Origin of the sequence: Pacificitalea manganoxidans (assembly GCF_002504165.1) — a bacterium.
Lineage (GTDB): Bacteria > Pseudomonadota > Alphaproteobacteria > Rhodobacterales > Rhodobacteraceae > Pacificitalea > Pacificitalea manganoxidans.
Genome location: NZ_CP021404.1, coordinates 159,517 through 181,617 on the forward strand (window position 1 = coordinate 159,517; position 22,101 = coordinate 181,617).

18 protein-coding genes are annotated in these 22,101 nt (G+C 64.3%); 13 read left to right on the forward strand and 5 right to left on the reverse strand.

What is annotated here, in order from left to right; translation table 11 throughout:
- Positions 1 to 193: 193 nt before the first annotated feature.
- The 6 genes from CBW24_RS00760 to queG all read left to right on the forward strand — a co-directional run bounded on the left by CBW24_RS00760 (position 194) and on the right by queG (position 9,830).
- On the forward strand, positions 194 to 1,627 hold the full coding sequence (locus CBW24_RS00760) for an NAD(P)-dependent oxidoreductase (RefSeq protein WP_088663055.1): 1,434 nt from the start codon (positions 194 to 196) through the stop codon (positions 1,625 to 1,627).
- A gap of 80 nt (positions 1,628 to 1,707) precedes the next feature.
- Positions 1,708 to 2,454 carry a hypothetical protein gene (locus tag CBW24_RS00765; protein ID WP_088663054.1) on the forward strand — a complete coding sequence of 249 codons (747 nt, stop codon included), beginning with the start codon at positions 1,708 to 1,710 and terminating at the stop codon, positions 2,452 to 2,454.
- A 79-nt stretch (positions 2,455 to 2,533) separates the two neighbouring features.
- The gene (gene gltB, locus CBW24_RS00770; protein WP_097372349.1) at positions 2,534 to 7,066 is read left to right on the forward strand and encodes a glutamate synthase large subunit; all 4,533 of its coding nucleotides are present in this window, start codon (positions 2,534 to 2,536) and stop codon (positions 7,064 to 7,066) included.
- A 266-nt stretch (positions 7,067 to 7,332) separates the two neighbouring features.
- Entirely contained in the window at positions 7,333 to 8,079 is a 747-nt protein-coding gene (gene mtgA / locus CBW24_RS00775) for a monofunctional biosynthetic peptidoglycan transglycosylase (RefSeq protein ID WP_097372350.1), read from the forward strand.
- 61 nt (positions 8,080 to 8,140) lie between these two features.
- Positions 8,141 to 8,806, forward strand: a complete 666-nt coding sequence (gene fzlA / locus CBW24_RS00780) for an FtsZ-binding protein FzlA (protein WP_088663051.1) — start codon at positions 8,141 to 8,143, stop codon at positions 8,804 to 8,806.
- Positions 8,709 to 9,830, forward strand: coding sequence for a tRNA epoxyqueuosine(34) reductase QueG (gene queG / locus CBW24_RS00785; RefSeq protein WP_097372351.1), 1,122 nt, complete (start codon positions 8,709 to 8,711; stop codon positions 9,828 to 9,830). The genes fzlA and queG overlap by 98 nt, the downstream gene beginning before the upstream one ends.
- A 35-nt stretch (positions 9,831 to 9,865) precedes the next feature.
- Here the strand turns inward: queG and CBW24_RS00790 are convergent, their stop codons facing one another.
- A complete protein-coding gene (locus CBW24_RS00790; RefSeq protein WP_088663049.1) occupies positions 9,866 to 10,354 on the reverse strand; it encodes a peroxiredoxin in 489 nt (162 codons plus the stop codon).
- Positions 10,355 to 10,433: 79 nt separating this feature from the next.
- Here CBW24_RS00790 and CBW24_RS00795 point away from each other — a divergent pair, with 79 nt between their 5' ends.
- Together CBW24_RS00795 and rsmD are read left to right on the forward strand one after the other, a co-directional pair.
- The gene (locus tag CBW24_RS00795) at positions 10,434 to 11,645 is read left to right on the forward strand and encodes an NAD(P)/FAD-dependent oxidoreductase (protein WP_097372352.1); all 1,212 of its coding nucleotides are present in this window, start codon (positions 10,434 to 10,436) and stop codon (positions 11,643 to 11,645) included.
- Complete coding sequence (rsmD, locus tag CBW24_RS00800) at positions 11,645 to 12,202, forward strand: 16S rRNA (guanine(966)-N(2))-methyltransferase RsmD (protein WP_097372353.1); 558 nt, start codon at positions 11,645 to 11,647, stop codon at positions 12,200 to 12,202. The genes CBW24_RS00795 and rsmD overlap by 1 nt, the downstream gene beginning before the upstream one ends.
- Positions 12,203 to 12,224: 22 nt before the next feature.
- On the opposite strand, the gene map is transcribed toward rsmD, so the two are convergent.
- Both map and sfsA read right to left on the reverse strand, forming a co-directional pair.
- The gene (map, locus tag CBW24_RS00805) at positions 12,225 to 13,046 is read right to left on the reverse strand and encodes a type I methionyl aminopeptidase (RefSeq protein ID WP_097372354.1); all 822 of its coding nucleotides are present in this window, start codon (positions 13,044 to 13,046) and stop codon (positions 12,225 to 12,227) included.
- A gap of 84 nt (positions 13,047 to 13,130) precedes the next feature.
- A complete protein-coding gene (gene sfsA / locus CBW24_RS00810; RefSeq protein ID WP_097372355.1) occupies positions 13,131 to 13,868 on the reverse strand; it encodes a DNA/RNA nuclease SfsA in 738 nt (245 codons plus the stop codon).
- A gap of 54 nt (positions 13,869 to 13,922) precedes the next feature.
- Here sfsA and CBW24_RS00815 point away from each other — a divergent pair, with 54 nt between their 5' ends.
- From CBW24_RS00815 to CBW24_RS00835, 5 genes are all read left to right on the forward strand, one after another.
- Positions 13,923 to 14,654, forward strand: coding sequence for a competence/damage-inducible protein A (locus tag CBW24_RS00815; protein WP_097372356.1), 732 nt, complete (start codon positions 13,923 to 13,925; stop codon positions 14,652 to 14,654).
- Entirely contained in the window at positions 14,651 to 15,373 is a 723-nt protein-coding gene (locus CBW24_RS00820) for a GNAT family N-acetyltransferase (protein ID WP_097372357.1), read from the forward strand. The genes CBW24_RS00815 and CBW24_RS00820 overlap by 4 nt, the downstream gene beginning before the upstream one ends.
- A 199-nt stretch (positions 15,374 to 15,572) precedes the next feature.
- A complete protein-coding gene (locus tag CBW24_RS00825; RefSeq protein ID WP_232529920.1) occupies positions 15,573 to 16,616 on the forward strand; it encodes an OmpA family protein in 1,044 nt (347 codons plus the stop codon).
- A 109-nt stretch (positions 16,617 to 16,725) separates the two neighbouring features.
- Positions 16,726 to 19,029: a ribonuclease R gene (rnr, locus tag CBW24_RS00830; RefSeq protein ID WP_097372358.1), complete on the forward strand. Its 2,304-nt coding sequence runs from the start codon at positions 16,726 to 16,728 to the stop codon at positions 19,027 to 19,029.
- 161 nt (positions 19,030 to 19,190) lie between these two features.
- Positions 19,191 to 20,471 carry a lytic murein transglycosylase gene (locus CBW24_RS00835; protein WP_097372359.1) on the forward strand — a complete coding sequence of 427 codons (1,281 nt, stop codon included), beginning with the start codon at positions 19,191 to 19,193 and terminating at the stop codon, positions 20,469 to 20,471.
- A 30-nt stretch (positions 20,472 to 20,501) separates the two neighbouring features.
- Here CBW24_RS00835 and CBW24_RS00840 read toward each other — a convergent pair whose 3' ends face one another.
- Both CBW24_RS00840 and CBW24_RS00845 read right to left on the reverse strand, forming a co-directional pair.
- The gene (locus CBW24_RS00840; protein ID WP_141100244.1) at positions 20,502 to 21,098 is read right to left on the reverse strand and encodes a hypothetical protein; all 597 of its coding nucleotides are present in this window, start codon (positions 21,096 to 21,098) and stop codon (positions 20,502 to 20,504) included.
- A gap of 101 nt (positions 21,099 to 21,199) precedes the next feature.
- Complete coding sequence (locus CBW24_RS00845; RefSeq protein ID WP_097372360.1) at positions 21,200 to 21,874, reverse strand: hypothetical protein; 675 nt, start codon at positions 21,872 to 21,874, stop codon at positions 21,200 to 21,202.
- Positions 21,875 to 22,101: the final 227 nt, after the last annotated feature.

Genomic DNA, 22,101 nt, shown 5'->3' on the forward strand with positions numbered 1-22,101 from the left:
AAGTAACTGTTATCGCTGTTATTCTGCAAAACTAAGTAAATATTTCTTACCTTTTGTGTCGCGTATTTCGGCTTATTGGGGGTGCCTGGCCAATAAAAACCTCTTGATAGGTCAGCATCAGTTACTTTATTTCCTCCGCGACCCCGTCTAATAGAGGGTCGTCAGTATTCGCCACAAGGACGGGGTTCGCTCTATGGCCAAGCAGCCGATGCTGAAGTTCACGAAGGTCGAGAAGGAGATGCCCTCGAAGCGCTCCGCCGGGGACCGCGCGCAGGACTTCAACGAGATCTATGCCGAATTCGCCGATGAGAAGGCGGCCGAACAGTCGAGCCGGTGCAGCCAGTGTGGTGTGCCCTATTGCCAGTCGCATTGCCCGCTCCATAACAACATTCCCGACTGGCTGCGCCTGACCGCGACCGGCCGTCTGGAAGAAGCCTACGAGATCAGTCAGGCGACCAACACCTTCCCTGAGATCTGTGGGCGCATTTGTCCGCAGGATCGCCTGTGCGAAGGCAACTGCGTGATCGAACAGTCGGGCCACGGCACCGTGACCATCGGCTCGGTCGAGAAATACATCACCGATACCGCGTGGGAAAAAGGCTGGGTTAAGCCCATCGCCCCGGCGATCGAGCGTGCCGAAAGCGTCGCGATCATCGGTGCCGGTCCGGGTGGTCTGGCTGCCGCCGACCGGCTGCGCCGCGCGGGTGTGCAGGTCACTGTCTACGACCGTTACGACCGTGGCGGCGGGTTGCTGACCTATGGCATTCCCGGCTTCAAGCTGGAGAAAGACGTGGTCATGCGCCGCATCGCCCAGCTGGAACAGGGCGGTGTTGAGTTCGTGCTGAACTGCAATGTAGGCGAAGACCTGTCCTTCTCCGCGATCCGGGGTAAGCATGACGCGGTGGTCATCGCCACGGGCGTCTACAAGACCCGCGATCTGCAAGGCCCCGGTTCGGGTGCCGACGGCATCGTGCGCGCGATCGATTACCTGACCGCCTCCAACCGCGTGTCCTTTGGCGATGATGTGCCGGAATATGACAGCGGTGAGTTGAACGCCAAGGGCAAGCGCGTCGTCGTCATCGGCGGTGGTGACACCGCGATGGACTGCGTGCGCACCGCGATCCGTCAGGGCGCGACCAGCGTGAAGTGTCTGTATCGCCGCGACCGCGCCAACATGCCCGGCTCCCAGCGCGAAGTGCAGAACGCCGAGGAAGAAGGTGTCGAGTTCGTTTGGCTTTCCGCGCCGAAGGGTTTCCACGGCGATGCCGTCGAAGGCGTGATGGTCCAGCAGATGCGTCTGGGTGCGCCCGATGCATCTGGCCGCCAGTCGCCCGAGGTGATCGAGGGCGCGGATTACGTCGAAGACGCCGATCTGGTCATCAAGGCGCTTGGTTTCGAGCCCGAAGACCTGCCGACGCTCTGGGGCGAAGATGCCCTGGAAGTGACCCGCTGGGGCACCGTGAAGGCCGATTTCCGCACCCATGAGACCAGCCTGCCGGGCGTTTACGCGGTGGGCGATATCGTCCGCGGCGCGAGCCTTGTCGTCTGGGCGATCCGCGATGGCCGCGAGGCCGCCGATGCGGTGCTGGAACAGCTTTCGACCGCTGACATGGTTGCCGCAGAATAAGCCTGACCTGTCTGCATGACCTGTGGCGGTGGCCGGACCCGGCCCCGCCTGTGACCCGACCTGACACCGGATTTTCGCTGATGCCCCTGCGCACCGCCCTCTCCACCCTGATCCTGACCGCCGGCCTTGCGCTGTCGGCGGGGGACGTGCGTGCGCAGTCGGCGGATGCGCTGGTTCCCGAGGGCTGCTCCGCGATCCTGACGGTGCAATACAAACAATGCGGCGTATCGCTGTTCTGGCGCTGCGACGGGGCCCCCAAGGGCACGACATGGGAAGCCTTCTTTGACGCCGAAGGGCTGTATTCCATATCGCTCACCGACCCCGGTTATCAGTGGATCGACCTGCAATCCTTTGCCGATGGGAGCCGCGAGACGCTTCAGGACGCACCAGCGGACCGTATCGACATCCGCGCGTTGCTGGAAACCGGCAGCGACAGCTACGCCTTTGCCATGCGAGAGTTGAGCGACGCAGGCAGCCGGACCATCCGCTACGCGGGGCACGATGCGCTGACCGATGAGACCCGCGTCATCGACGGCGAAACCCTGCGCGTGCTGGAATTCGACATTCGGTCGGAATCCGAGAGCGGGCAAGAGATCTATCGCGGCGAGGGCATCCAGTTCGTGCTGGAGGATGAGCGCCTGTTTCTGACCGGCGTCGAAACCTACCATCAGGACGGCGACAGCCTGACCGATGACTATTCCCCGGTGGAGATCATCCGCCCCGGCGCGTCCGGTTTCGGCGCGACCACACCGATTTACGAATGCGGCGAGATCCTTTCGGGGGTCACCCCTGATCCCGCCGATCCCGACAGGACGGGCAGGGCCTGACGCCCCGCCTCCCGCATCAGCCCCGGCCTGAGCCCGCCCGAAGCGGCCAGCCAACCGGATCCGAGTGAAAGGAAACGCCATGACCAAATATGACGCCGCCTGGGTCGCCGCCGAAGAGGCGAAGCGCAAATGGATGGAAGAAAATGGCCTTTATTCCGAAACCGAGGAGCACAGCTCCTGCGGGGTCGGGCTCGTCGTCTCGATCGACGGCAAGCCGTCGCGCAAGGTCGTGGAAAACGGCATCAACGCGCTGAAGGCGATCTGGCACCGCGGTGCTGTCGATGCCGACGGCAAGACCGGTGACGGCGCGGGTATCCATGTTCAGATCCCGGTGCCTTTCTTCTACGATCAGATCCGCCGCACCGGCCATGAGCCCCGTCAGGACCGCCTGATTGCCGTGGGGCAGATCTTCCTGCCGCGGACCGATTTTTCGGCGCAGGAAGCCTGCCGCACGATCGTCGAGACCGAAGTGCTGCGGATGGGCTACTATATTTACGGCTGGCGCCATGTGCCGGTGAATGTCGCCTGTCTGGGCGAAAAAGCCTCCGCCACCCGGCCGGAAATCGAGCAGATCCTGATTTCGAACACCAAAGGCGTGGACGAAGAAACGTTCGAGCGCGAGCTTTACGTCATCCGCCGCCGGATTGAGAAAGCCGCGATCCGTCAGGTCGGCTTCTACGTCTGTTCGCTGTCGTGCCGCTCGATGATCTACAAGGGCATGATGCTGGCCGAGCAGGTCGCCGATTTCTATCCCGACCTGCAGGACGAACGGTTCGAGAGCGCGTTTGCGATCTATCACCAGCGCTATTCGACCAACACCTTCCCGCAGTGGTGGCTGGCGCAGCCGTTCCGCATGTTGGCCCATAATGGCGAGATCAACACGCTGAAGGGCAACCTGAACTGGATGAAGAGCCACGAGATCCGCATGGCCTCGTCGGTGTTTGGGGACAATGCCGAAGACATCAAGCCGATCGTGCCGCAATCGGCGTCCGACAGTGCCGCGCTCGACGCGGTGTTCGAGGTGCTGGTGCGTGCCGGTCGCTCCGCGCCGATGGCCAAGACGATGCTGGTGCCGGAAAGCTGGTCCAAACAGGCGACCGAGCTGCCCGAGGCATGGCGCGACATGTATTCCTACTGCAACTCCGTGATGGAGCCGTGGGACGGCCCCGCTGCGCTGGCGATGACCGATGGCCGCTGGGTCTGTGGCGGTCTGGACCGCAACGGCCTGCGCCCGATGCGCTATGTTGTGACCGGGGACAACCTGCTGATCGCGGGTTCCGAGGTGGGCATGGTCCCGACCGATGAGGCCACGGTGCGCGAAAAAGGCGCGCTTGGTCCGGGGCAGATGATCGCCGTCGACATGCAGAACGGACAGCTGTTCCATGATGTCGAGATCAAGAACAAGCTGGCCGAGGCGCAGCCCTTCGGTGAGTGGGTCGGCAAGATCAACGAACTGGACGAGTCCCTGAACGCGGTGACCGAAAAGGCGCTGTTTTCGGGCGATGATCTGCGGCAGCGGCAGGTCGCTGCGGGCTATTCCATCGAAGAGCTGGAACAGATCCTTGCGCCGATGGCCGAGGACGGCAAGGAAACGCTGGCCTCGATGGGGGATGACACCCCCTCTGCCGTTTTGTCTGAGAAATACCGCCCGCTGAGCCACTTCTTCCGCCAGAACTTCAGCCAGGTGACGAACCCGCCGATCGACTCGCTGCGCGAATTCCGCGTGATGAGCCTGAAGACCCGGTTCGGCAACCTCAAGAACGTGCTCGACGAGGACAGCAGCCAGACCGAGATCCTCGTGCTCGACAGCCCGTTCGTGGGCAACGCGCAGTTCGACGAAATGGTGCGCCACTTCAACGCGCCGATGACGGAAATCGACTGCACCTTTCCCGCCGATGGCGGGCCGACGGCGCTGGCAGACAACCTGACCCGCATCCGCGAGGAAGCGGAGGATGCGGTGCGCGCCGGTGGTGGGCATATCGTGCTGACCGATCAGCATCAGGGCGCAGATCGCGTGCCGATGCCGATGATCCTTGCGACCTCGGCCGTGCATAGCTGGCTGACCCGCAAAGGCCTGCGCACGTTCTGCTCCGTCGGGGTGCGGTCCGCCGAATGTATCGATCCGCACTATTTCGCGGTGCTGATCGGCTGTGGCGCGACGGTGGTGAACCCCTATCTGGCCGAGGACAGCCTCGCCGACCGGATCGAGCGCGGCCTGCTCGACGGCTCGCTGACCGACGCGGTGCAGAAATATCGCGAAGCGGTGGATCAGGGCCTGCTGAAGATCATGGCCAAGATGGGGATTTCGGTGATCTCCTCCTATCGTGGCGGTCTGAATTTCGAAGCCGTGGGCCTGTCCCGTGCGATGGTGGCCGAATATTTCCCCGGCATGACCAGCCGCATCAGCGGCATCGGTGTGTCCGGCATTCAGCGCAAGGTCGAAGACGTGCATGCGCGCGGCTGGCGGTCCGGGGCAAATGTTCTGCCCATCGGCGGCTTCTACAAGGCTCGCAAGCAGGGCGAGACCCACGCGTGGGAAGCGACCTCGATGCACATGCTTCAGGCGGCGTGTAACCGTGCCAGCCATGAGTTGTGGAAACAGTATTCCGCCAAGATGCGGTCCAACCCGCCGATCCATCTGCGCGATCTGCTGGACATCAAGCCGCTGGGCGGGTCGATCCCGATCGAAGAGGTGGAAAGCATCACCTCGATCCGCAAGCGTTTCGTCACGCCGGGGATGAGCCTTGGCGCGCTGTCGCCGGAGGCGCATAAGACCCTCAATGTCGCCATGAACCGCATCGGTGCGAAATCCGACAGCGGCGAGGGCGGCGAAGATCCGGCGCATTTCGTGCCGGAGGCCAATGGCGACAACCCCAGCGCCAAGATCAAGCAGGTCGCATCTGGCCGGTTCGGCGTCACTGCCGAATACCTCAACCAGTGCGAAGAGCTTGAGATCAAGGTCGCGCAGGGCGCCAAGCCGGGCGAGGGCGGTCAGCTTCCGGGCATGAAGGTCACCGACCTGATCGCGCGGCTGCGCCATTCGACCAAGGGCGTCACGCTGATCTCGCCGCCGCCGCATCACGACATCTACTCGATCGAGGATCTGGCGCAGCTGATCTACGATCTGAAGCAGATCAACCCGCGCTGCAAGGTGACGGTGAAGCTGGTCGCCTCCTCCGGCGTGGGCACGATCGCGGCGGGTGTGGCCAAGGCGAAGGCTGACGTGATCCTGATTTCGGGCCATAACGGCGGCACCGGCGCATCGCCCGCGACCTCGATCAAATATGCGGGTCTGCCGTGGGAGATGGGTCTGAGCGAGGCGCATCAGGTTCTGGCGATGAACAACCTGCGTGAGCGGGTGACGCTGCGCACCGATGGTGGTCTGCGGACCGGTCGTGACATTGTCATGGCCGCGATGATGGGCGCCGAGGAATACGGCATCGGCACCGCCGCCCTGATCGCGATGGGCTGCATCATGGTGCGTCAGTGCCAGTCGAACACCTGTCCGGTGGGCGTCTGCACGCAGGACGACGCGCTGCGGGCGAAGTTCACCGGCAATGCCGACAAGGTCGTGAACCTCATCACCTTCTACGCGCAGGAAGTGCGGGAAATCCTCGCCTCCATCGGCGCGCGGTCGCTCGATGAGGTGATCGGCCGCGCCGATCTGCTGACGCAGGTGAGCCGGGGCAACGCGCATCTCGACGATCTTGACCTGAACCCGCTGCTGGTGACGGTCACGGGCGCAGAGAAGATCGTCTATGACCGCAACAAGCCGCGCAATGCCGTGCTCGACACGCTGGATGCCGAAATCGTGGAGGATGCCGCGCGCTTCCTCGACGAAGGCGAAAAGATGCAGCTGAGTTACGCGGTGCAGAACACGCTGCGGACCATCGGCACGCGCACGTCGAGCCATATCGTCAAGCGCTTCGGCATGCGCAACAACCTTCAGCCCGATCACCTGACGATCAAGCTCACCGGCTCCGCCGGGCAGTCGCTCGGGGCCTTCGGCGCGCCGGGGTTGAAGCTGGAAGTGTCGGGCGATGCCAACGACTATGTCGGCAAGGGCCTGTCGGGCGCGACCGTTGTGGTGCGCCCGCCGATGAACTCGCCGCTTGTCGCGCATGAGAACACGATCATCGGCAACACCGTGCTTTATGGCGCGACTGATGGCTATCTGTTCGCGGCAGGCCGCGCGGGGGAGCGTTTCGCGGTGCGGAACTCCGGTGCGAAAGTGGTGATCGAGGGCTGTGGCTCCAACGGGTGTGAATACATGACCGGCGGCGTTGCGGTGATCCTCGGCTCGATCGGGCCGAATTTCGGTGCCGGGATGACCGGGGGCATGGCCTATCTCTACGACCCCGAAGGTCAGGCCGCAGACATGATGAACATGGAAACGCTGGTCACCTGCCCGGTCACCGTGGATCATTGGGAAGCCCAGCTGCGCGATCTGGTGGAGCGTCACGCGCAGGAAACGGGCAGCCGCCGGGCTGCCGACATCCTGCAGCATTGGGACACCGAGAAGGCCCATTTCGTCCAGATCTGCCCGAAGGAGATGCTGGCCCATATCCCGCATCCGCTGTCGCAGGAGAAGGACGCGATCCCGGCGGAGTGATCGCCGATCCCAACACCATTGCGAAAGGGCCGCGTCATGCGGCCCTTTTTGCATTTCGCGGGGCGGAAGATGGGGCCGAGAGCCGCGCGCTTCGATGTGGCCCTGCAGTCTGTGGCAATCCACAGGATGTCCAGAAGGTCAGCTAACGCATCACCGACCCGCGCGGGACGACGATGTGGCATGGCTTTGCCGAGGCGGGAAAAATCCTGAACCTGCCCCTGCGTCAGACGCTTTCATGCGGTCCCCACAGCCAGTAGAGTGCCCCCGTGGCACGGGCAGCAAAATCCAGACGATCCACCGGCAGCGGGCGGAAATCGACAGCGCGCGGCAAGCGTGGCGGCAAACCTGTGCGGGCCATCCTGCGCCGGGTCGCGCCGTGGCTGCTGGCGCCGGTCGTTTTGGTGTTTTTGCTGATCCTTCTGTTCAGCTTTGCCAACCCGCCGACCACCCACACGATGTGGCGAGAAGCGCGCCGTCTGGGCGAGGTGGAACAGCAATGGGTCGGCATCAACGCCGTCGCGCCGGTCATGCTTCGCTCCGTCGTGGCGGCTGAGGACGCCAATTTCTGCGAACACTGGGGCTTTGACATGGCCGCGATCCGCAATGCGCTGGATAACAACGCGCGGTTCGGGGGCTCGACCATCAGCCAGCAAACCGTAAAGAACGTGTTTCTGTGGCAGGATCGGTCATGGCTGCGCAAGGCGATGGAAGGCGTGATTACCCCGGTCGTGGAAACCGTCTGGTCCAAGCGCCGCATTCTGGAAGTATACCTGAACGTGGCCGAATTCGGCGAAGGCGTGTTTGGCATCGAAGCCGCCGCATGGCGTCATTTCCGGGTGGCACCTGCCAATCTGTCCGCACAGCAAGCCGCGCTGCTTGCCGCGGTTCTGCCCAACCCCAAAGAGCGCTCGGCGTCGAACCCGTCGGCCTATGTGCGGCGGCGGGCCGCGCGGATCGCCGATGGGGCCGCGACAATCCGCAAAGACGGGCGCGCATCCTGTTTCGAGGATTGAAAATCCTCTGTTGCTTGGGCAAGAGGTGTGAACCTCACTCACCCTGTCGCGTTGGATCTACATGAATCGTCTCTTCCATGTCCCGCTGTCGCCGTTCTGCCGCAAGGTCCGCCTCGTGCTGGCCGAGAAAAAGATCGAGGTGGAGTTGGTCGAGGAACGCTATTGGGAGCAGGACGCCGATTTCCTGCGCCGCAACCCTGCGGGCAAGGTGCCGGTGCTGAAGCTGAACGGCATGTTCCTCGCTGAAAGTCAGGCGATCTGCGAATATCTCGATGAAGTGGAGCCAACCCCGCCGCTGATGCCGCGCAACCCCGAAGAACGCTACGAAGTGCGCCGCCTGTGTGGTTGGTTCGACGACAAGTTCCACAACGAGGTTACGCGCAACCTGCTGTATGAACGGGTCAACAAGAAGATCACCGGGCAGGGCTACCCCGAAAGCCGCAACGTGAAAGCAGGCTCCCGCGCGGTGAAGGTGCATCTCGACTACCTGCACTGGCTGCTGGATCAGCGGCGCTGGCTGGCGGGGGATGCGATGACGCTTGCCGATTTCGCCGCCGCCGCGCATCTCTCGGCGCTGGATTACATCAGCGACGTCGATTGGAACCGCAGCGCAAACGTCAAGGACTGGTATGCCAAGATCAAGTCGCGACCGGCCTTCCGCAACATCCTCGCCGACCAAGTCCCCGGCTTCCCGCCGCCCGGGCACTACGCCGATCTCGACTTCTGATCTGAAGGACGCGATCGCGGCGCAGGCGCAGGCCGAGGGGTTTTCGGCGATGGGCGTCTGCCGCCCCGACGCGCTGCCGCACCTGCCCGAGCGGCTGCGCCATTTCCTTGACGAAGGGCGGCACGGGCAGATGGCATGGATGGCGGAGCGCAGCCACTGGCGCGAAAACCCCGCCGCGCTCTGGCCCGAAGCGCGCTCGGTCATCATGCTGGCCGAAAGCTACACGCCCGACGAAGATCCGCTTGCCGTGCTGGATCATCCCGATGCGGCGGCGATTTCGGTCTATGCACGGGGCAAGGATTACCACGATCTGGTCAAGAAACGGCTCAAACGCCTCGCGCGGTGGCTGATCGCCGAGGCGGGCGGCGAGGTGAAGGTGTTTGTCGATACCGCGCCCGTGCCCGAAAAACCGCTGGCCGAGGCTGCCGGTCTGGGTTGGCAGGGCAAGCATACCAATCTGGTCAGCCGCGATCTGGGCAACTGGGTGTTTCTGGGTGCAGTGTTCACCACCTTGGAATTGCCTCTGGACGAGCCGGGCCGGGATAGCTGCGGATCGTGTCGCCGCTGTCTGGACGCCTGCCCGACAGACGCCTTTCCCGCGCCCTATCAGCTCGACGCGCGGCGGTGCATTTCCTATCTGACTATCGAACACAAAGGCCCGGTGGACGAGGCGCTGCGCCCGGCGCTTGGCAACCGGATCTACGGCTGTGACGATTGTCTGGCGGTCTGCCCGTGGAACAAGTTTGCGGTCGAGGCTAGCGACATCCGCTACGCCGCGCGGGCGGGCACCATCGCGCCGCCCTTGGCGGAACTGGCTGTGCTGGACGATGCCGGGTTTCGCGAACGGTTTTCCGGCAGTCCGATCAAGCGGATCGGGCGGGATCGTTTCGTGCGCAATGTGCTTTACGCGGTGGGAAATTCCGGCCTGCCGCAGCTACGCCCGGTGGCGCAGTCCCTGACCGACGATCCCGATCCCGCAGTCGCCGATGCCGCCCGCTGGGCGGTGGACCGGCTGCCGGGCTAGGTCTGCGCCCGGACGGGCCGGGCGCAGGTTTTCTATCAAAGCTCGGCCAGCATCGCTTCGCCGCCCGACACTTCGCAGGTGCCGGGGCTCTCCTCGCGGTGCAGAACCTTGACCACGCCATCCTCGACCAGCATCGCGTAGCGGGCGGAGCGGTTGATCAGCCCGGCGGGCGGGGCGCTGAAATCCATGCCGATTTCGGTGGTAAAGGTGCTTTCCGGGTCACCCAGCATGGCAATACCTGCCGCACCGGCGCCGGTGGACTCGCTCCATGCCTTCATCACGAAGGGGTCGTTGACGGAGATGCAGACCACTTCGTCCACGCCCTTGGCGGTGATCTGGTCATGGGTGCGGATGAAGCTTGGCACATGGGCGGTGGTGCAGGTGCCAGTGAACGCGCCGGGCAGGGCGAAGATCACGACCTTGCGGCCCTTGGTCAGGCTGTCGAGGGAGACCTGCTCCGGCCCGGCATCGCCCATGCGGACAAGCGTGGCATCGGGCAGCGTGTCACCAACGGAAATGGTCATTGCAGTCATCCTGTGGTTTGTGTCTGTTTCGGGCCGGACGATAGGCCGCGACAGACGGCATGACCAGAAGGAGTTCGACATGGGCGGGATCATCGTGATCGGGGGCGGTCAGGCTGGATGTTCGCTGGTGGCGAAACTGCGGGCGGAGGGTCATGACGGGCCGATCACCCTGCTCTGCGAAGAGCCGGTGCCCCCCTATCAGCGTCCGCCTCTGTCCAAGAAATACCTGCTGGGCGACATGCCCGAAGAGCGGCTCTATCTGCGGCCCGGAAGCTGGTATGCCGAACATGACATTACCCTGCGACTGGGCGCACAGGTCGAGGCGATCGACCCTGCCGCGCGCACCGTCACCGTGGCGGGCGAAGCGCTGTCCTATGATCAGTTGGCGCTGACCACCGGCGCGCGTCCGCACCGGCTGCCTGCGGCCATCGGGGGCGATCTGGGCGGGGTCTACGGCGTGCGCACTCTGGCCGATGTCGATGCGATGGCGCATGAGTTCGCGCCGGGCAAGCGCGTGCTGATTGTCGGGGGGGGCTATATCGGGCTGGAGGCCGCCGCCGTCGCCGCCGCGCGCGGCATGTTCGTAACCTTGGTCGAGATGGCGGACCGTATCCTGAAACGTGTCGCGGCGCCGGTAACGTCAGACTTTTTCCGGGCGCTTCACCTCGCCCACGGGGTAACCCTGCGCGAGGCTACGGGGTTGGAGCGTCTGACCGGAGATGGCCATGTCAGCGGCGCGGTTCTGGCCGGGGGCGATACGCTCGACGTCGATCTGGTCGTGGTCGGTGTGGGCATCGCGCCGGACGTAACACTGGCTGAGGCGGCGGGCCTGCGCATCGACAACGGCATCGCGACGGACCTGCGGGGCCAGACGTCAGACCCTGCGATCTGGGCCGCGGGGGATTGCGCCTCCTTCCCGCGCGATGGCGCTCAGATCAGGCTCGAATCCGTGCAAAACGCGATTGATCAGGCGGAGCTTGTGGCCTGCAATATGCTGGGGCAGGAGCGTGATTACGACCCGAAACCGTGGTTCTGGTCAGACCAATACGACGTCAAATTGCAGATCGCCGGGCTGAACACCTGCTATGACCGCGTCATCGTGCGCGCGGGCGAAAAGGACGGAACGGTGTCGCATTGGTATTACACGGGGGATCGGTTGATAGCGGTGGACGCGATGAACGATCCGCGCGCCTACATGGTGGGCAAGCGGCTGATCGAGGCGGGCACCAGCCCTGCGCCGGAGCGGGTGGGCGACCCCGCCACGGGCCTGATGGACCTGATGCGCGGCTGATGCGGATCATCGGCGGTAAATTTCGTGGCCTTGCACTGGCCTCTGTCGGCAAAGGCGACGCGGCTGCGCATTTGCGCCCCACCACTGACCGGGTGCGCGAAAGCCTGTTCAACATCCTGATGTCGCGTCAGGCGGGGATACACGACGCGCGGGTGCTGGACCTCTTCGCGGGCACCGGCGCATTGGGTCTGGAAGCGCTAAGCCGCGGCGCGGCGCAGGTCACCTTCGTCGATGATGGGCGCAAGGCCGGTGCGCTTCTGCGCGAGAACGTAACGAAATGCCGGGCGGACGGCGAAACGACGCTGATCCGCCGCGATGCAACCCGGCTGGGGCCAAATCCGGCGGCGGCGTTCGATCTGATCTTCCTCGACCCGCCTTATGGCAAGGGACTTGGCGCGCGGGCGCTGGCGGCCGCGCAGACAGGGGGCTGGATCGCACCCGGTGCGCTGGTGGTCTGGGAGGAAAGCAGCCCCCAGACGCCGCCTGAAGGGTTTGTCCTGCTGGACCGGCGGCATTGGGGCGACACGCATCTGACGCTGATTACCGCGCCGCATTAGGCCCTACACCGCAGATTAGAGCCTATTTTGCGGCATCACCCCATGTCGGATGAAACAGCCCGGCAGGGGATTGGGTAAAGATCTCGCAGCCATCTGCCGTGACGCCGATGGAATGTTCGAACTGCGCGGATAGGGATTTATCCCGCGTGACCGCGGTCCAGTCGTCAGCCAGCACCTTCGTCTCGGGACGGCCCAGATTGACCATCGGCTCGATGGTGAAGAACATGCCTTCTTCCAGTTTCGGACCGCTGCCCGGACGCCCGTAATGCAGCACGTTGGGCGGCGCGTGGAACACCCGGCCCAGCCCGTGCCCGCAGAAGTCACGCACCACAGACATACGGTGGCTTTCGACAAAGCTCTGAATGGCGTGACCGATATCGCCGAACGTATTGCCCGGCTTCACCGCTGCGATGCCGCGCATCAGGGCATCGTGGGTCACGTCGATCAAGCGCTCCGCCTTGCGGCCCAGTTTGCCCGCAACATACATGCGCGAGGTGTCGCCATACCAACCATCAAGGATCACGGTCACGTCGATGTTGAGGATATCGCCATCCTTCAGCGTCTTGGCGCCGGGAATGCCGTGACAGACGACATGATTGACCGAAATGCAGCTGGCGTGCTGATAGCCCTTATAGCCAATCGTCGCCGAGGTGCTGTCGGAGGCGTCGATCATGCGGGTGATCTCGGCATCGATATCGGCGGTGCTGCGTCCCGGTTCGATCATCGGGGCGACGTGATCGAGGATCTCGGCCGCCAGTTTCCCGGCCGCGTGCATGCCGGCGAAATCGGCGGGCTCATAAATCCGAATGCCGTCGCGCGTGAGGCGTCCGCTTTTTCCGTCCAAGGGTCTGATCCTGTTTTCCAAGCGTTCGATGCTACAAATAAGGCGGGATAGCGCGAATGACCAGCCGTGCGGCGCGGCGAAAGCCTAGCTTTGCGCGCGGGCGGGGGCCTGCTCCACCGGCAGCGGCCCGGCAAGTGTAATGCCGGTGGGATCGATCCGGGTGCCGTGGCAGAGCATCTCGACCCCTGCCGCGCGGGCGGCCTCAAACGCACGGGCATAGGCTGGGTCCAGATCCTCGGCCATGCGCAGCCGGGCACAGTCATCGCGCTGAACGACATACAGCATCACGGCGCGGTGCCCTTCGGCCACCATCTGTGTCAAATCGGCAAGGTGCCGCGCCCCGCGTGCCGTGACGCAATCAGGGAATTCGGCACAGTCCCCATTGCGGCGCAACGTGACGCTTTTGACCTCCACATAGGCATCCGGCAGGTCGGGGCCGGACAGCAGGAAATCGACGCGGCTGCGCGCGCCATAGCGGGCTTCGGGGCGAATATGTGCATAGGCCGACAGGGTCGGGATCGTGCGCGCGGCCAGCGCCTCTGCCACAACCCGGTTGGTCAGGCCGGTGTCGATCCCGGCACAATGCCCGCCGGGCAGTTCCACCAACCGCCAGCCATAGGGCAGCTTGCGCTTCGGGTCGGGGGTGGGGGCGATCCAGATCCGCGCGCCCGGCTCTGCCAGTCCCAGCATCGCACCGGGGTTCGGGCAATGCACGGTCACCTCCTGTCCCGCATCAGGGCCGGTTTCGGGGATTACATCCGCCAGAAACCGCTTGTAGCGGCGCAGCAGCCGAGCCGGGATCAACGGGGTTGGAAAGCGCATGGCGCGGGGCCTATACCTTGAACCACAGGTCGACAAGCGCAGGACAGGATGCCGATGCCCAACCCCACCGCCGCGATGCTCGTGATCGGCGACGAGATCCTTTCAGGTCGGACCCGTGATTCCAACCTGCACCACCTTGCCCGCGCGCTGACCGACCACGGAATCGCGCTGAAAGAGGCGCGCGTGGTGTCCGACGATCATGACGCGATCGTTGCCGCGGTTCAGGCGCTCAGCGCGCGCTGGGATCATGTGTTTACCTCTGGCGGGATCGGGCCGACGCATGACGACATCACCGCCGATGCGGTCGCCGCCGCGATGGGTGCTGCGATCGATGTGCGCGAGGATGCCCGCGCCCTGATGGCCGCGCATTACGCCCGCACCGGGTCCGAGCTGAACGAAGCCCGGCTGCGCATGGCCCGCATTCCCGATGGCGCGGTGCTGATCGAAAACCCGGTCTCTGTCGCGCCGGGCTTCAGCATCGGCAACGTGCATGTGATGGCGGGCGTGCCTTCGGTGTTCGAAGCGATGGTGGCGGGCGTTTTGGCGGCACTGCAGGGGGGCGATCCGCTCTTGTCGCTAAGCTTGCAGGTCCAGCGGCCCGAAGGCGATATCGCCGGGCCGTTGCGGGACTTGGCCGCGCGCTATCCTGATCTCGACTTCGGATCTTATCCCTATAACCGCAATGGCGTCTCCGGTGCGAATGTCGTGGTGCGGGGCACTGATGGGCCGCGCGTCAATGCCGCGATGGCGGAGCTTGCCGCGCTGTTCCCCGAGGGCGTGGCGTGAGCGGCACCCCTCCAAGGACGGCGGATCTGTTCGACGCGGTGGAATTGACATGGCCTGCCGCGCGCCTGCACAGGGCCGGTCCGTGGCTCATCCGCGAAGGTCAGGGCGGCGGCAAACGGGTGTCCGCGGCAAGCCTGCTGGGGGACACCCCTGACATCGCGCAGATGGAGACCGAACAGGCAGCGTTGGACCAGGCGCCTCTGGTGATGATCCGCGCAGGGCAGGAGGCTCTCGATACGGCCTTGGCGGAGGCAGGCTATGCCCGTGTTGATCCGGTAATGGTTCTGGTCGCGCCCGCGCGGGATATGTGCGCCGATCTGCCGCCCGACACAGGCTTCACCGTGGATTGGCCGCCTCTCGCCGCGCAGGTGGAGATCTGGGAGGAGGGCGGCATCGGTCCTGCGCGGATCGCCGTCATGGACCGCTGCATGTTGCCGCGCACCACCCTGTTGGGCCGGGTCAGGGACAAACCTGCGGCGACGGCCTATGTGGCGCTGCACGAGGACATCGCCATGCTTCACGCGCTGGAGGTCCGTGCGCCTTATCGACGTGCGGGGCTAGGTCGGCAGATGATGCAGGCCGCCGCAGGCTGGGCCATGGCGCAGGGGGCGCAATGGATGGCGGTTCTGGTCGTTGAGCAGAATGTGGCAGCACAAGGGCTGTATCAGCGGTTGGGGATGCGACCTGCGGGCCACTATCATTACCGAATCCGCAAATGACCGGGCGTTGTGCGCCGCGGTTGCCACAATTTTAACACATTTCATGTCATGCATGAGAGGCCCGGCCTTCGGTTGATCTGATCCGGGGCAGCGGGGGCCGCGTATCGATGGGCATGGGCGGCAGCTCGCCTATGTCACCGGCCAAGAACAGCGGCGGAGTGGAAACCATGGGGGCGGAGGCGTATCTAACGGCGCAGACATGAACAAAGCCTCTATTCTCCCCCTTGCGGTGCTGATGGCACTGCCCTGGCCGGTGCTGGCGGCCGCGCAATCGGTGCAGGCGGCTGCCGTGACGGCCACCGCGCCGCGCGCGATGGTGCTGGACCTGCCCACCAATGCCCGCCGCACTGCTGCGCAGGAAACCGATCTTGGCAGCTACAAGGTGCCGATTTCGCGCTACGAACAGGGACGCATCCAATCCGTCTGGGCCGAGGGTGAAGTGCATCGGCAAGCCTGGCAGATTCAGGCCCCGGGGCTTACCACCCTGCAAATCCTTGCGCCGTTGCGCACCCAATTGGCCGACGCCGGGTTCGATACGATTTTCGAATGCGAGGCCCGCGATTGCGGCGGGTTCGATTTTCGCTACGCGACAGATGTGCTGCCCGAACCGGACATGCATGTCGATCTGGGCGATTTCCGGTTTATCTCCGCGCATCGGATGGGCAGCGACCGACCGGAATATATCACGCTGCTGGTCAGCCGCTCCGCCGGGCGCGGCTTTGTCCAGATGATCCGTGTGGGGCCGCATATCCCCGGCGATACCGTGCTGACCGCGTCGACAAAATCCCCCATGCAGGGGCCACCTCAGGCGACGCCCGTCGCCACGCCGCAGGACGCCGCCGTTCGGCCAGCGCAGGAGGGTCAGACCCCCACGCTGACCGCCCGGCTGGAGGCGCAAGGCCGCGCGGTTCTTGAAGATCTCGACTTCACACCCGGTTCCGCCACTTTGGGGCAGGGGCCGTTCCCGACGCTTGCCAGCCTTGCCAGCTACCTGAAAACGCATCCTGATCGCAGTGTCACGCTGGTGGGCCATACCGATGCCGAAGGCTCCCTTGCCGCCAATATCGCCCTGTCGAAAAATCGGGCGGGCGCGGTGCGCCAGCGGCTTGCCGATTTGGGCGTGCCCAGTGGCCAGATCACGGCGGACGGGGTGGGGTATCTTTCGCCCCTCACCTCGAACCTGACGGCGGAAGGACGCAGCCGCAATCGCCGGGTCGAAGCGATCCTCGACACGGTGCAGTAACCGCGCGGCGGGCGTGGCTGCCGACGCGATTACACGGCAGCCGTGACTGCGCGACGGAACGACGCGATTGCCCATGACACCCACGGGGGTGCGTGCTACGTCCAGTTCTATGTCTCAGCTTCCGACCAAGGCCGAAATTCTCGGCTGGATCTCCGATCATCCCACCCAGACCTCGAAACGCGATATCGCGAAGGCTTTCGGGATCAAGGGCGCGTCTCGTATCGACCTCAAGCGCATCCTGAAGGAGCTGGAGGACGAAGGGCATCTTGAAAAGCGGCGCAAGACCTATCGCGATCCGGATCGGCTGCCGCCGGTGTCGGTGCTGCAAATGCTGGCCCCAGACGATGACGGCGATCTGTTCGCAAAACCGCTGGAATGGCACGGTGACGGCCCCGCGCCGCGTGTTCTGTGGGTCGCGCGCGAAGCTGATCCTGCGCTGGGCGCGGGGGATCGCGTTCTGGGCCGTCTGGTCGAGGTCAAAGGCGAAGATTATCAATACGAAGGTCGCCTGATCCGCAAGATCGGTCACAACCCGAAACGGGTGCTGGGGCTGTATCGGGCCGGAACCGAGGGTGGCCGCATCGTGCCCATCGACAAGGGCAGCGACAGTGAATGGCACGTTCCCGCGGGCAACACGCACGGCGCGCAGGATGGCGAATTGGTCGAGGCCGAACAGGCTAGCCCCCGGTCCCGCATGGGCCTGCCGGTGGCGCGGATCACGGACAGGCTCGGTGATCCCGGCGCGCCGCGAGCGGTATCGCTGATCGCCATCCACCAGCACGGCATTCCGGACGCCTTTCCCGATGCGGTGATCGAAGCGGCTGACAAGGCCCGCCCCGCCGGGATGAAGGGGCGCGAGGATCTGCGCGATCTGCCGCTGGTCACCATTGATCCCTCGGACGCGCGGGATCACGACGACGCCTGTTTTGCCCATGCCGATGACGATCCCAAAAATCCGGGCGGTCATATCGTCTGGGTCGCGATCGCCGATGTCGCACATTACGTCACGCCCGGATCGCCGCTGGATCGGGAGGCCCGCAAGCGCGGCAACTCCACCTATTTCCCCGACCGCGTCGTGCCGATGCTGCCCGACCGGCTGTCCGGGGATCTGTGTTCCCTGCACGAAGGCGTGCCACGCGCCTGTATCGCCGTGCGGATGCAGCTGGATGCCGGCGGCGAGCTGATCGGCTATCAGTTCAAACGCGGGCTGATGCGGTCACAGGCCTCTTTGCACTACGAAGAGGTACAGGCCGCGATGGACGGCCAGCCCTCGGACCGCACCGCGCCGCTGATGGAGGACGTGATCCGCCCGCTTTACGCGGCCTATCATGCGGCCCGCGCTGCCCGTGAAAAACGCCAGCCGCTAGATCTGGATCTGCCGGAGCGGCGGATCGAATTGGCCGATGACGGCACTGTCACATCGGTCAATTTCAAGGATCGGCTGGATGCCCACCGATTGATCGAGGAATTCATGATCCTCGCCAATGTCGCGGCGGGCAAGACACTGGTGGCAAAGCGCCGTCCGCTGTTGTTCCGTGTTCACGAAGAGCCGAGCCCGGAGAAGCTCGACGCGCTGCGCGAGACGGCTCAGGCCTCTGGCTTGACGCTGGCCAAGGGGCAGGTGCTGCATACCTCGCATCTGAACCGTTTGCTGAATGCCGCTGCAGGCACGGAAATGGCGGAGCTTATCAACCTGTCGACGCTCCGCTCGATGACGCAGGCCTATTATAGCCCCGAAAATTTCGGGCATTTCGGGCTCGCTCTGGGGACTTACGCGCATTTCACCTCGCCCATCCGGCGTTACGCCGACCTAATCGTGCACCGGGCGCTCATCACCGCGCATGGCTGGGGCAAGGACGGGCTATCGCCGGACGAGATCGAGATTCTGGACGAAACGGCCAAACATATCTCGGAGACCGAGCGCCGTTCGATGACGGCGGAACGGGACACCACCGACCGCTACCTTGCGTCCTATCTGTCCGAACGGGTCGGCAACGAATTCGAAGGCCGGATCAGCGGTATCGCGCGGTTCGGCGTGTTTGTGAAGCTTGACGGCACCGGCGCCGACGGGTTGGTGCCGATGCGGGCGCTGGGCCGGGAATATTTCCATCACGACCCGGAAACACAGACCCTTATGGGGGCGGATACGGGGCGTGTGATCTCGCTCGGGCAGCGGGTGACGGTGCGCTTGGCAGAGGCGGTTCCGGTGACCGGCGGTCTGCTGCTGGACCTGCTTGCCATCGAGGATCAGCAGGTCGCTGGCGGGGCATCGGCGCGACGCGGCGGACCCAAGCGTTTCGGCGGTAAGGGCAAGCCGCGCGGCGGCGGTGCCGGTCAGCGCAAACCGGCGAAATCCCGCGCCAAAGCTGCGAAAACCAAGCGCAAGGTGATCCGCAAGCGGCGCGATAGCTGATCCGGGGCAGGCGGGGATTCCCGCCCGCGCCACGGAACGAATCCCCGACCCGGGGCATTGCCTCTTGAACGGCGACAAACCGCCAGCCCAACGCGGGATTGCTTCTCGGGTCGGGACGACGCGGTTATGATTTCGCCCAATCAACAGGTGAGCAGAACCAAATGCGCAAGCGTTTTACGGGAATAGTCATATCTGCCGCGATGCTCCCCTCCGCGGGGTTTTCGACGGCGTTTGCGGTCGAATCGTCAGTGCGCCCGGAGCCGCGACCCGCCGTGCGCGCCCTCTCCGCTCCCGTGGGCGAGCCGACCGAGATCCGCGTGTCCAACGCCGAATTCGCGCGCTGGATCGAAGGCTTCCGCCGCCGGGCACGGGCGCAGGGTATTTCCGATGCGGTATTTACCCGTGCGTTCGCGGGCATTCAGTATGACACCGACGTCATTCGCCGCGACCGCAATCAGGCGGAGTTCACCAAGGCGATTTGGGAATATCTCGACAGTGCGGTTTCGCAGACGCGGATTAACAATGGCCGTGCCGCAATGCGCCAACATGCGCGTGTGCTGGGCGAGATCGAAGCCCGTTACGGCGTGCCTGCGTCTGTCGTGACCGCGGTCTGGGGGCTGGAAAGCGCCTACGGCACGTTCCGTGGCTCCAACGACATCGTCGAATCCTTGGCGACGCTGGCCTTTGACGGGCGGCGCGGCGCGTTTTTCGAAGAGCAGCTGATCGCGGCGCTGAAAATCCTGCAAAACGGCGATGTCGCCCCCCGTAACATGACAGGCAGCTGGGCTGGTGCGATGGGGCATACGCAGTTTATTCCAACGTCATATCTGGATTACGCGGTCGATTTTCGCGGGGATGGGCGGCGCGATATCTGGTCTGATGATCCGACCGATGCGCTCGCCTCCACCGCCGCCTATCTGGCCCGGCATGGCTGGGTAAAGGGCCAGCCATGGGGGATGGAGGTGCGTCTGCCGCAGGGCTTTGACTACGAACAGACGGGCGACGGGGTAAAGAAATCTGTCGCGCAATGGACACGGCTGGGGGTGCGCGATGCCGCAGGGCGTCAGGTGCCCAATCATGGCCAGGCATCGATCCTGATCCCCGGTGGGGCCCGTGGCGCGGCGTTCATGACGTTCAAGAATTTCAACGTGATCGAGCGCTACAACGCGGCCGACGCCTATGTCATCGGGGTGGGGCACCTGTCGGATCGGCTGATGGGGGGGGCGGCGATTCAAGCGGACTGGCCGCGCGGCGACAGGGCGCTGAAACTGGCGGAGCGTAAGGAGCTGCAACAGCGCCTGACCCGCGCCGGATTTTCAACCGGTGGTGTCGACGGGAAGATCGGGCCGAACACGCAAAAGGCAGTGCGCGCGTTTCAACGCTCGGTCGGCATGGTGCCCGATGGTTATGCGTCGCTGGAAGTGCTCAGGCGGCTGCGCTGAGCCCGCCGCCCGGCAAGGCGACGGAGGGAATTACTGTGCCAGAGCGATATCTTCGGCGAAGCGGAAACTTTCGAGCGCATAGCCGCCATAGGTGTTGCGAAACTGCTCCCGGCTGGTCACGGGCATCAGTTTTTGCCGCACGGTCGAAATACCCACGACCACATTGTCGCTGTCTGGTCGCATGAAGCCGACATGGCGGAAGAAGAACCGCTCCCCGGTCACATTGGTGAACGAGCCGTAGATCTGCACGGCATCGTTGTCACCCAACCGAGTGTTGCCGAATCCGTGGATGCGCGCATCGGCGTAGCGCTTTTGCAGCGCCGGGAAGGTGTGAAGCACCAGCAGGTTGGCCATCGCCATGCCCCGCCGGTCATCCTCCATCACCGCGACACGGGCATTGGTAAAGCGCAGGGACTCCACGAACTGCCCCTGCGGCGTAAAGAAATCCACCTGACTGAGCGCGCCGGGCGTGTCTTCGGAAATGCGCAGCGCGATGGACTCGCTTTCCGGCAGGTCGATGCTGAACGGGCTTGGCACCGATTTTTCGGTGCGGGCGGCCAGCCCCGCATCGACCGACATATGCTGTGTTTCCAACAGGCCGGTAGCGGCGGCGAATAGAGGGCGCATGGGGGAGGAGACCCCGTTGCCTTGTGCGGTTACAGGAAGCGGCAGGAGCATGAAGGCAAGTCCTGCGGCGAGAAGACGGGTAGGTCCTGTTCGTTTCTGCATCACTTTATGTATCTCATGCTCTCCAAGGTCATCCCCGACAGGCTATGCCCAAAGTCGTCAACAGACGGCAAAGGCATCGAACGGAGGGCGATCTGGCTGAGCGTATAGATGCTGTCACGGCGGTCAGGATGGGGGATGCCCACCAGCCGCCACTGCATCGGCCCGTAGTCGGGATGCGTGTAGCCCCCGAAAATTTCCACCGCCTCGTAAGGTCCGACCCGGGTTTTTCGGATCCCGGATTTCTGCCCGTCAGGAAACTCCTTCAACAGTATAGGCACGACATTGAAATTCAAGAGGGTGGCAAAACGCTCCAGCCGCGCCTCGGTTCCCGAAAAAGGCAGGGTGGCTGAAAAAAAGCCGATATTTTCGACAAACGCTCCATCCGGCATCGTAAAAATGACACGCGCCAGCGTATTTTTCGGGGATTTCGCCAATCTCGCCCCCCATGTGCCGTCGCGATCGGTAGGCACCACGAGTTGGAACGGAGGGGCGGGCGACACGGCGCCCGTGGCATCGTTCCGCGTTCCATCAATGCGCAGTGCGCGCCCCGCCACGCGGGCGGAGATCACTTTATGATCTAGTGGCGCGATCGTTTCCGCGCTGGCGACCGGACCTGCGGCGGGCAGGACGAAGGCCAGCATGAAAGCAAGTGCGGCGCTGCGGGAGGCGGGCATGGGCTGTCCGATAGTCAGGGCCCTCATGGACCAATGTCGGGTCAGACTAGACGACGGTCGCCGCGCGAATCCAGCGTTGCGTCGCGCAAGCCGGGTCACGGGCGGGGACGCGCCGGTCGGCCAAGATCACAGGCCAGATGCGCAAAGGGCACGCGGCGGGGCGAACCTGTGCGCGGGCTGTTGCCTCCGGGCCCCGCGCGGTGATTAATCCCTGCAAGCCACGAGGA

Bases quoted from the DNA above. Each gene is read 5' to 3' on its own strand.
- CBW24_RS00760 (WP_088663055.1), top strand. From the start codon at position 194: ATGGCCAAGCAGCCGATGCTGAAGTTCACGAAGGTCGAGAAGGAGATG.
- CBW24_RS00765 (WP_088663054.1), top strand. From the start codon at position 1,708: ATGCCCCTGCGCACCGCCCTCTCCACCCTGATCCTGACCGCCGGCCTT.
- gltB (WP_097372349.1), top strand. From the start codon at position 2,534: ATGACCAAATATGACGCCGCCTGGGTCGCCGCCGAAGAGGCGAAGCGC.
- fzlA (WP_088663051.1), top strand. From the start codon at position 8,141: ATGAATCGTCTCTTCCATGTCCCGCTGTCGCCGTTCTGCCGCAAGGTC.
- queG (WP_097372351.1), top strand. From the start codon at position 8,709: ATGCCAAGATCAAGTCGCGACCGGCCTTCCGCAACATCCTCGCCGACC.
- CBW24_RS00790 (WP_088663049.1), bottom strand. From the start codon at position 10,354: ATGACCATTTCCGTTGGTGACACGCTGCCCGATGCCACGCTTGTCCGC.
- CBW24_RS00795 (WP_097372352.1), top strand. From the start codon at position 10,434: ATGGGCGGGATCATCGTGATCGGGGGCGGTCAGGCTGGATGTTCGCTG.
- rsmD (WP_097372353.1), top strand. From the start codon at position 11,645: ATGCGGATCATCGGCGGTAAATTTCGTGGCCTTGCACTGGCCTCTGTC.
- sfsA (WP_097372355.1), bottom strand. From the start codon at position 13,868: ATGCGCTTTCCAACCCCGTTGATCCCGGCTCGGCTGCTGCGCCGCTAC.
- CBW24_RS00815 (WP_097372356.1), top strand. From the start codon at position 13,923: ATGCCCAACCCCACCGCCGCGATGCTCGTGATCGGCGACGAGATCCTT.
- CBW24_RS00825 (WP_232529920.1), top strand. From the start codon at position 15,573: ATGAACAAAGCCTCTATTCTCCCCCTTGCGGTGCTGATGGCACTGCCC.
- rnr (WP_097372358.1), top strand. From the start codon at position 16,726: ATGTCTCAGCTTCCGACCAAGGCCGAAATTCTCGGCTGGATCTCCGAT.
- CBW24_RS00835 (WP_097372359.1), top strand. From the start codon at position 19,191: ATGCGCAAGCGTTTTACGGGAATAGTCATATCTGCCGCGATGCTCCCC.
- CBW24_RS00840 (WP_141100244.1), bottom strand. From the start codon at position 21,098: ATGCGCCCTCTATTCGCCGCCGCTACCGGCCTGTTGGAAACACAGCAT.
- CBW24_RS00845 (WP_097372360.1), bottom strand. From the start codon at position 21,874: ATGCCCGCCTCCCGCAGCGCCGCACTTGCTTTCATGCTGGCCTTCGTC.